This is a genomic window from Bacteroides caecigallinarum (genome assembly GCF_016902295.1).
Lineage (GTDB): Bacteria > Bacteroidota > Bacteroidia > Bacteroidales > Bacteroidaceae > Phocaeicola > Phocaeicola caecigallinarum_A.
Genome location: NZ_JACJLQ010000024.1, coordinates 45,517 through 56,139 on the forward strand (window position 1 = coordinate 45,517; position 10,623 = coordinate 56,139).

A 10,623-nucleotide genomic window follows, 5' to 3' on the forward strand; every position below is an offset into this window, starting at 1 on the left:
GTAAGCATTAACCAACTTAAAAACTATAAACTTAAGAACTTAAAAGTTTATTTCCAGTCTGCATCTCAGCGGATAATGATCCGAGGCATCTATCGAATCATCCACACTGCATTCCAGAACCTTGTAAGCATCCCCCACCATGATATGGTCAATTCTGAAATACAAAAAGTTTCTGTTATATGTTATTCCAGGTCCGTTGCCAGCCTCTTTATATGCATCCTGTAGCCTTTCGCAGATTTTATTATGTACATACGAAACCGGAGTATCATTAAAATCACCGCAAACTATCATATACGGAGAATACTCCTTTTCTATATACTCTGAAATGACATCAGCCTGCGGTCCGCGTATAGCCATAGCATCAGCCAGTTTCTTCAACAGATATTTACTTCCGCTCTTCACCTTATCCTCATCGGGCGACTTCAGCATATCGGTATATACCTCTTTATCGTGCGCATCCAGCTTATTGGATTCCAGATGATTGACAATTACGGGGATATCATAATCCTTGTATTTGACTGAGAAAATAGCACTTCCGTTACTCTTACTCACTATATTTATACCTTCTATGAGTCTTACAGTATATTTTGAATAGCATGCGATGGAATTTCCATTTACAGTATAAACCCTCATATAAGGATAAACTTTCAACAGAGAATTCTTAATTGCCGAATTATTCAAAGGATATTCCTGAAGACAAACAATATCCGCTCCACTTTCCTTGATATAATCCAATATCGGATTTATCTTGCTCCCGTCGGCAGCTTTCTGTGTCTGCATCTGCATCACATTATACGTCAACACATCGAGAGTTTCCCCATCAGAGCCATCTGAAGAAAAATTTACCGGACTGTACGACATCAGCGAATTCCATCCCAAAAGAAAAAAAGCGATTGGGACAACAACCATTTTCCATTTGGCAAATGCCCAAAACACAATGAAGCACAGATTGAAAATTATGAATATAGGAATGAAAAGCCCTGCACAGGCCCATACGGGGTGCTGTACAGGCGAAATCATAGGACTATAGGCACATATCAGAAAGCCTGCACCTACAATAAGATTGATAATCAGGAAAAAGAACTTAAATGTATTCCTTATGATTTTCATCTTCTGCTTGCATCAAAAAGTTTCTTCTTTTCATCATCAGAAAGGCTTCCATACCCCGACTTCTTCAGTTTTTCAAGAATACGGTTTATCTCATCCTCATTTGCCTTCTTGCGCGCGTTATAATCATATTGCTGCTGGCGGTCGCCATAATGTACCTTCATCTTAGGTTTACGCTTCGGCATCTTGAAACCGCCGGAAAAGAAGTCAAGAACAGCATTAATCCATTTAGTAGCGTCATTACCCTTAGCAAGTCCCAGTGAGAACCAAAAACCTGCCGCTGCACCTCCAAGATGAGCTATATGCCCTCCGGCGTTACCTGAAGTCATAAACATCAAGTCAAGAAGCACCATAAACAAAGCCACATATTTCAGTCTGACAGTTCCAATAAACATAAACTGCACAGGAAATTCCGGTTCTCTGACCGCTGTAGCCACTACTATGGCAAGTACAGAAGCTGATGCTCCCACCAAAGTAGCTATATCCAGACTACCCTCAAAATAGGGGAACACATTATATGAAATCATATACAGCAAGCCGCCACATAATCCACCAAGAATATATAATCCTCGCAGATGTTTGGACGAATAAAAATTAAGGAACAATCGCCCGAACCAGTATAGCCACAGCATATTAAATAACAAGTGGAATATACCGGCATGCATGAACATGTATGTAATCAACGACCAGGGCTGGTATAGCAAAGCGCCAAACGATGCCGGCAGGCTCAGATATAAAGCTATCGGATTATATGTAACATTGAAAAGCATCAGGAAAACCCCGACAAGCTCTACGAACACAAAGACGGCACAGTTTATAAGTATCAGTCGTCCGACTATATCTTTTCCGAAAAAATTATATTTCATATCAGTAAAAAATCTGTCCATTGCCATTTTTCTTCCTCCAGTATAAAATAAGAATCAAACCGAACAACATACCTCCAAGATGTGCGAAATGGGCCACATTATCATTGGCCGACATTCCCATAAACAACTCTATCAAAGCATAGAATATCACAAAATATTTTGCCTTGATAGGAAACGGAAGCGGGAATACAAACATCTGGCTATTCGGGAACAACATTCCAAAAGCCAACAATATACCATAAATAGCTCCTGAAGCACCCACAGTACGCATCATGTTGAGATATTCATCCATAGGTATTATACCGAACCCTGTCTGAACGCTATCATAATTGACCAAGACAGTCTCGTACTGAACAAACTGTACAAGTTCCTGAATAAGTCCGGCTCCTATTCCGCAAACCATATAATATATAAGAAATCTCTTCGGTCCCCATACCTGTTCAAGCACACGGCCAAACATCCACAAAGCAAACATATTGAAGAATATATGGGTAAAGCCTCCATGCATAAACATATATGTCACCAACTGTCCGGTATTGAAATCGGAAGCCATAAAGAAATGCAGACTCAATATCTTATCAACATCAATACCATATCTTTCTGCTACAATAGCCCCGAAGAAACACAGCACATTTATGATAATAAGATTTTTCGTTATCGGCGGAATACTATTATTCATACTTTAAACAATTAATTTTAAAAATATATGCAGATAATAATTATCTGATTGAAAATTACTTGCAAAAGTAACATTATATTCTTTTATAATGAAAAGTGTTAGTGTTTTTTACATATTTGGTCTATAAAGTTTCCAATAATAAATAATTCTGTCATAAACAGACATACATAAAGTTACGTAAAACTGATTTCAAAACAGCATATTCCACAAGATAAACTTGTTATAGACACTTCATTTCACGGTTAAGGATAAATCTCAAATTAACATTGTAAGTTTCATTCGATATTTTACCGTAACATATCGTTGTTTTTAATGTCAGAAAATAAGTGTTTACCGAAGCTTGCTTAGTCTATTCCCAATCAAAATAATTAATCAATAAAAAAAGTTCGCCTAATTCTTTCAATGAATCCGACGAACTTTTTTTATCAAACTATTTATAATTATTCATCCCATACCAGATAAGCAGACACCAGCCAATGATTCAATTCATCTTTATTCACAGGCTGCGCTTCAGGTATGCTGACGGTAAAAGTATGCTTTCCGGGTTGTATGTTCGGAAGTTCAACCACCTCAGGCAACACATCCGACCCGGGACACCAGTTGGAACGTGACAAATCCGAAGATGCCAGTGGTTCTTCCACCTCTTTTGTCTTATATCCATCTTCGCTGATATAAGCCGCCAGACGTTTGATGAGCCAGACACCGGTAGCAGGATTAAAACGACGGAAAGAAGCACAATCGTCTCTCCAAGGTATAAAGCTGTAAACCTCTTTTCCATCCACGGAAAGTATATTGCGTTTCTGTACAAATTCATCACCTCCTGAATGACCACCATGTCCTGTAACAATATATTTCAGACGAACATTTTTCGCATTCTTTGGAAGCACAAAATCTGTAGAGACAGATTTACGGGCAAAAATATCAGGATAAGACTGACCAATATAATATACGGTGTTCATCAGCGGTTCCACATGACGGCGGACAAGCTTCTCGCATGCGACCGGAGTTTCCTTGAATTTCAGCTCCATACTGGCCACGTAGCCTTCTTTTGTCCAAGTGTCAATAAAGATTCCTACATACACCTCACCTTTAAGTTCGGAATATAAATCTGTAATATCCTGCTCCCATTGCACACATTTCTCCCATTTGGGAATATATACCGGACGACGTTTGCTGGATAAAGAATCATCATCCTCACTGAAATGCCCTACCCCGAAAGGTGTCATGAAACGCATCAGCTCTATAGTAGGCAAATAATCCTTTCCCGGAACAATTCCTATCATATTTTCCAGCTTCAGGCTATCAATCTCAGGAAATTTCTTTTTCCCTTGTGCGATACTCAACAGATTCACAGCCGATTTTTTGGGAAGTACAAAACAAGAGCCGGATTTATCCCAGCGGTCTCCATTTGAAGCTACAGTCACTTTCAAACTGACAGTCACATCACGCTGGTAATCGGGAATCTGAATTTTCTTCAATATAATACGACCGTTCACCAAATGGATCACACCATCGGCTCCGGCTTCAGAATAACCCGCATACGTATCTGGCACGAAACGGATATTCTCCTTATCAAACACAGTCAAATTTAAGTTTCCTTTTGCCGGAAGTTCCTTATGTCCTGCCGCACATACATTCAACGCCACGAGTAAGGAAACAAACATACTAATTATCTTCATACACTTAATTTATTATTTTGCTACTTCAAAACCTCTTTTATCCAAGTAAGCCTTAAACTTATACAGATATTCTTCATCAGGACCATCAAAGAATGAGACACCTGAAGCTCCATTATTGAAAGCCTCATCCAATGCCTCCTCGAAGGTATCTTTAATATCAGGGAACATCAAACCTGCATAAATTTTTGCCCTACCATTGATAGTCTGTACACTTTCTTTCACCGAACGTCCAATCCACTCCGGCCCTTCATAATAGAAACCATTGTAAATCATCGGGAAATAAGCATCGAGCGACCACTCTCCCCAATCCTGACGCACCATCTTGCGAGCCATGGAAGGACCTGGGAATACAGCCGCTGAAATGTGTTTCCCGTCTGCCTTGATGGTCTGGGTAATCTTATCTACAACACGCGTAATGGCATCAAGACGGAAGTTTATCCATGACTGGTCTTCCATAGGATACTTCAACTCCAAAGGGTCTTTTCCTGTCTGTTCCTTGAACATTTTCCGACATACATCGCAATAACAATAATCATATTCCGGCAATTCAGACGTCTGCTCAATTCCGTAATTCTTCCACAAGCTTACCGGTAACACCACATCAGGGAAACGTACATAATCCAGATGAACCCCATCCACATAAGGCAGATTCGCCTCTTTCAGGTAATCGGCAGCCAGATATTCGGCCACCCCTTCATGATTAGGACATAAGAAGCGATAATAATCCACGTATGCTGGCTTGTCATAACCTGATTCTCCTTTACGGTTCACGGCAAACCAGTCAGGATGCGTTTCAAGAACCTCTCTTCTGTTCATTGTCCACTTCCAATAATGCGCCTCCAAACCTGCTTCCTTACACATCTTGTAAGTGTCCTCATCATAACCTTCAAACATCACTCCACTGATGCCACATTCCTTCATAAGAGCAAAGTATTTCTTATAATATCCATCTCCCTTTTCCTTGTTAATACGCATCCATACCCAGTTCTTAACCTGACGAGGAGTAATAGCCTCGCGGGTAAAACGACCATTATGATCCACCACATAACGCACTTTTTCTTCAGGCACACTTACCGACATACAGAATGTACGTTGAGTGGCTTCTACCAATATTTCAGAACCCTCAGGCAAGTTCTTCAGTTCAGCATCGGTCAGGAAGAAATTCTCCTTGGCACGAAGGTAATTTTTCTCTTTGGCATAATTATCAAGTTGTGCGTAGAACATGGCCCAAAGCAACTTATAGGCAGCCATATTGTAAGGATACTTAAAAGAGTCGGTTCCTGTTCCCACCACCTTATCGGACAGATACAGGAAGCCCCATCTGTCAGGCATGTGCATATCAATCCGTCCTGTAGGCATCCACACCCAGTTCTCTTCACGCTGTCCAGGCTTCAACCACTGCACACGCGAGAAATTTATACGCCAATAGTTTCCGGCTTGAGCAGGATTGGAAAAATTCACAGTCAGAGCCTTATGAGGAATAGCCATTTCCACACTCCATTGCTTGTCCTTATCTTTCGACTTGTTCAAAGTGCCTTCACGATGAATAGCCAGCTGAAGTCCCGGACAATCCCACTGAATCATAAAATTACCGCCAGAACGGTAAGGTTTGTCCAGCATCAAGTCAAAAATTACCCCTTTCGCATTGGTTTCTATCTCAAAGTAATTCTGTCCGTCACCATCAGGATCCAGGAATACCTCAAAGTCATTGTCATAATAGATAATCGTATCCCTCTGACTGAGTTTCGCCTTGATGTCATCCTCCTGCAAAACAGCCCCTACATATAAGTAATTGTCATCCCACAACATCTTGGTAGAGGTATCATAGCAAGGTTTGGCAAATCCTTCCCCGCTTATATCCACAAAAGTAGAAGTCGGTTGAGTTTTTTCCCATGCCGTTTCATTCAGCTTTCCATCTATCTTGATTTTTCCATCTACACGATAGCACACATACCCATCGGGAAGCGTAAGCATACGTTCATACTTTTCATACAATCCCTGTCCCCAGAGTTGTCCAATCATTGCTAAAGCAAACAAACTGCCTATCAATCTTTTCTTCATAATCTGTGTTTTTCAATTAGTTACTTTCAATTACCTGTCCCGCTCCACGGTACAATTTGACAGGTCCGTCCAATAATACGGCTACTACCGTAATTTGTGAATCAAGTACATGGTCGGGTACATCAATATAAAGATTACCAGGCACTTCACTCCAATAGTTCTTATTATATACCTTATAAGATAGCATGGCGCCATTACCTACCACCCATACTCGGTTGACTTTATTCATCAACCCCTTCACTTCAACAGGTCCGTTAGGTTTATAAGGCAAGTAAAGATACAATATATCACCACCTTTATTCAGAGTTGTATATCCCTGGAAGTGTTCAGTAGGAATACCCGCACGAGTATCATAAACAGCCTCCTTGTGTTTTTTGGTCCAACGTCCAAATTCTTTAAGAATAGCCACCTGCTCTTCAGGAATTGTACCGTCCTCTTTAGGACCTATGTCGAGCAACAAATTTCCTCCCATGCTCAAGCAATCCACAAAAGTCCTCAACAAGATATAAGGCGACTTATAGTTACTATCCGTATGCTGATAGCCCCAAGAATCATTCATGGTCATACACAATTCCCAATATTTATCTTTAGGACGAACAATAGGAACTCCCTGCTCCGGTGTGGCATAATCTCCATATCCCTGAATACGTGAGTTGATAATTACATTTTTATTATCAGAACGCAACAAATCCACAATACCTTTAGAATCCCATGCCTCTGCAGTCTGTTCCCAGTCTCCGTCGAACCAATACAAATCTGGCTTCCAAGTCTTATTCAACTCGGACAGTTGTGCCATATTGAAATCAACGAAACGTTTCCAGCGTTGTGGATCATTAGAATAACGCACCTCAGTACGTGTCATATTAGGATAATCAGGATGCGACCAGTCCAACAAGGAATAATAGAATCCCAATTTCAATCCTTGCTTACGGACTTCTTTTACAAAAGGACTGATTAAATCCCTTTTAGCCGGCGTACATTTAACCGTGCTCAACTCACCCGCCTTTGTGTCCCACAAAGCCATTCCATCATGATGCTTTGTCGTAATCACTGTATAGCGGGCTCCACTCTCTTTAATCAAGTCCACCCAAGCCTTAGGGTCATACTTCGAGGCAGTAAATCCATCTTTTTGACTCATGTACTCCTCATACGGAAGGTATTTATTAAAGAAAGACCAGCTTTCAGAAACCCCCTTTACAGAATAAATGCCCCAATGAATAAAAATACCCAACTTGGCATTTGAGAACCACTCCATTCTTTTTTCTTTCATAGCATCCTGCTGTGATTTTTCTGGTGTCTGACTCATGACAGGTACAAACGCACAACAATAAGCTATACACAAAGCTACAATTTGTTTGTTTAGCATATTGATTAATAAAATATTAAAAAAATAAAACAATCCACTCAGACAAGCCGCAAAGGTATTCATGTTATCCAAACGGCTCATACATAAGGTTAAACAAGTATATATCTAAATATCAAAAAAATATTCTATACATTGCAAAGATAATAAAATCTTTTATAATTCCATTACAATATAGAAAATATTCTATAAATCCATTTAAAAAAGTATGTTTTGTTTACGCAAGAGCATAAAAAAAGCAGCTACGAATTTCGTAACTGCCTGATTTTTCTTCGTGGACCAGCCAGGGCTTGAACCTGGGACCTCCAGATTATGAGAACGATAAAATGATATTCTACGATAGCTCATTTTATCAATATTAATTGAATATCAAGCAGTTATGAATTTTACTATTTCTTATAAAACTCATTAAATACCCATAACTGAAACCGTTTGTTTACGCAGAAACAAGTGTATGAAACAGCCAGTTTCCCATCCGGAGTTATGCTAAGTACCCTTTTTGCTTTTTATAAGCCATATTGCTGTCGTAAGTAATTTGTGTTTTGCGACAAAATAAGGTTACTAGTAAATGTAGATTACTTGTTGACGTTATAACCAATTATTTGTTGTATAAATGCTCTTTTTTGATATATTTCATCTTGATTCTGTGGGTTTATTTGTACCTTTACACCGAAAGGAATGTCTTTTATGGAAAAAGAAATAATTAACAGGCTAAAGATTGTGCTTGCCGAAGAACAAAAAAGCAGTAAGTGACTGGCAGAGCAATTAGGAAAACACAGAGCTACTGTCTCCAAATGGGTAACGAATAGAATACCATGCAGCCGGACGCAGAAACCTCCTGCGAATAACAGAAGCTTTGAATATTGATGCAGGTAGACTACTCAACCAAAAACATTTGAAAAAATGAATGAAATAGATATTATCCAACAGATAAAGTCTGGCGAGGTCAGTAAAATGCAGTTCAAAGAACGGCTCCTTGACAGCTACGACATCGGCTGCGAATTGGTGGCATTCAGCAATGCACGTGGTGGAACATTGGTCGTTGGTGTGAAGGACAAAACCGGCAGTCTCAATCCTTTGTCATATCTGGAAGTACAGGAAACCACGAACACACTTAGCAACATCGCATCAGAAAATGTTGTTCCTGCCATCCTTGTTGATGTAGAAACTATTTCCGTGGATGGCGGAAGCCTTGTTGTGGTTCATATTAAAGAAGGGGTGAATAAGCCTTACCACGACAATCGGGGTATTGTGTGGGTGAAGAACGGTGCCGACAAGCGCAAGGTGTTCGATAATGCCGAACTTGCCGAAATGATGACCGACTGCGGCAGTTTCTCGCCTGATGAAGCTGGGGTTCGGGATGCTACGATTAAGGACTTGGACGAGAATACCATCAAAATCTTTTTAAACAACAAGTTTGAAAAAGTATTGGTGAGAAAAGGTTTGGTGGGTGATGCATTCCGCGAGACCTCTTTAGATGCAGTCTGTTCTGCTATCGCTAGTGGGCACGATGGGGAGAAGCTGCTGCGTAACCTACGTTTCATCCGACCCGATGGAAAAATCACAGTGGCTGCAATGTTGCTGTTTGGCAAGTACACTCAGCGTTGGCTTCCTGCAATGACAGCAAAGTGCATTTGTTTTGCGGGCAACAATCTTGGAGGTACACAATTTCGCGATAAGGTGAATGATGCCGACATTGAAGGAAATCTGCTTCATCAGTTTGAAACTATTATGGATTTCTTCACCCGGAACTTGCGCCATATACAAGTTGGAAAAGAGTTTAACTCGCAAGGAGTATTGGAAATTTCATACATCAGCCTTGTTGAGTTCACCGTAAATGCTTTGGTACATCGCTCGCTGAATGCGACTGCTCCTATCCGTATATTCATCTTTGATGACAGGGTGGAGATACACAGCCCCGGAATTCTCCCTAATGGGCTTAGCGTGGATGATATTGTTGTAGGTACATCCATGCCACGCAATATGTTCCTCTTCACAAATGCCATCCATTTGCTCCCCTACACAGGAGCAGGTAGTGGTATGCTTCGTGCCTTATCTGAGGATATGAAAGTTTCATTCACCAACAATGACAGAACTAACGAGTTTGTAATTACTATAAATAGACCGAAGGGTAGCCAAGTCAATGGTAACTTAGATACTAAACTTGGACACTCTGATACCGACTTAGGCATCAACTCTGACACTTTCAATGCTGACTCTGACACTAAGCTTAGACACTCTGACACTGGTTTAGATTCCGACTCTGACACTTTCAATGCTGACTCTGACACTAAACGTCCTAAAATAACAAACAAACAGAGGGATATAGTAAATTTCTGTAGTGTGCCACGTAGCAGCAAAGAAATCCTTGAGAGGGCTGGTGTAACATACCATAGCAAAAATATCCAAACATACATCATGTCACTTATCGAGGCTGGCTATCTCGAAATGACCAATCCAGAGCACCCCAATGCCAGTAATCAAAAATATAGGAGAAGTAATAAATGAACTCACATATATTCACCAACAAGAACGATAACACTGATGTACAAATTTGAAAGAGTTCTTGATTTCATTACAAAGTAAGCATTCAGTAAACCCCGTATGATTAGAACTGGTAAAGCCGGCATAGATTGTCTATTAAAAATTTCGACTTGTCTCTGAAAATGTTGAAGATATTCGACGATTTCTATCAGGATCTATTAAAAGCTAGGATTTTTCTCCGAAAAAGTCGAAGACATTAATACATACCTGTGACCTTTTCGGAGATTCTTTAAATAATCTTCTTGTCTTTTAAAGATGATGGCAGTAATTCTGCAATGTCCTTGGAGTAATCACTGTCGTATTCATGTACGTGGTTAAGGAAAT

At 40.1% G+C, this 10,623-nt stretch carries 7 protein-coding genes; 1 reads left to right on the forward strand and 6 read right to left on the reverse strand.

The window, feature by feature from the left end:
- Nucleotides 1-39: 39 nt before the first annotated feature.
- From H6A27_RS09450 to H6A27_RS09475, 6 genes are all read right to left on the reverse strand, one after another.
- Nucleotides 40-1,110 (reverse strand): endonuclease/exonuclease/phosphatase family protein, encoded by a 1,071-nt coding sequence (locus H6A27_RS09450; RefSeq protein WP_204508515.1) that lies wholly within the window; start codon nt 1,108-1,110, stop codon nt 40-42.
- Entirely contained in the window at nt 1,107-1,994 is an 888-nt protein-coding gene (locus H6A27_RS09455) for a rhomboid family intramembrane serine protease (protein WP_204508516.1), read from the reverse strand. Before H6A27_RS09455 ends, H6A27_RS09450 begins: the two co-directional genes overlap by 4 nt.
- Nucleotides 1,975-2,652: a rhomboid family intramembrane serine protease gene (locus tag H6A27_RS09460; RefSeq protein WP_204403927.1), complete on the reverse strand. Its 678-nt coding sequence runs from the start codon at nt 2,650-2,652 to the stop codon at nt 1,975-1,977. The genes H6A27_RS09455 and H6A27_RS09460 overlap by 20 nt, the downstream gene beginning before the upstream one ends.
- 440 nt (nt 2,653-3,092) lie before the next feature.
- On the reverse strand, nt 3,093-4,331 hold the full coding sequence (locus H6A27_RS09465; RefSeq protein WP_204403925.1) for a PNGase F N-terminal domain-containing protein: 1,239 nt from the start codon (nt 4,329-4,331) through the stop codon (nt 3,093-3,095).
- A 12-nt stretch (nt 4,332-4,343) separates the two neighbouring features.
- On the reverse strand, nt 4,344-6,392 hold the full coding sequence (locus tag H6A27_RS09470) for a sugar-binding protein (protein ID WP_204508517.1): 2,049 nt from the start codon (nt 6,390-6,392) through the stop codon (nt 4,344-4,346).
- A 16-nt stretch (nt 6,393-6,408) separates the two neighbouring features.
- Nucleotides 6,409-7,698: an alpha-L-fucosidase gene (locus tag H6A27_RS09475; protein ID WP_239469653.1), complete on the reverse strand. Its 1,290-nt coding sequence runs from the start codon at nt 7,696-7,698 to the stop codon at nt 6,409-6,411.
- A 960-nt stretch (nt 7,699-8,658) separates the two neighbouring features.
- On the opposite strand from H6A27_RS09475, the gene H6A27_RS09480 reads away from it, so the two are divergent.
- On the forward strand, nt 8,659-10,263 hold the full coding sequence (locus H6A27_RS09480; protein WP_204508519.1) for an RNA-binding domain-containing protein: 1,605 nt from the start codon (nt 8,659-8,661) through the stop codon (nt 10,261-10,263).
- Nucleotides 10,264-10,623 lie beyond the last annotated feature (360 nt).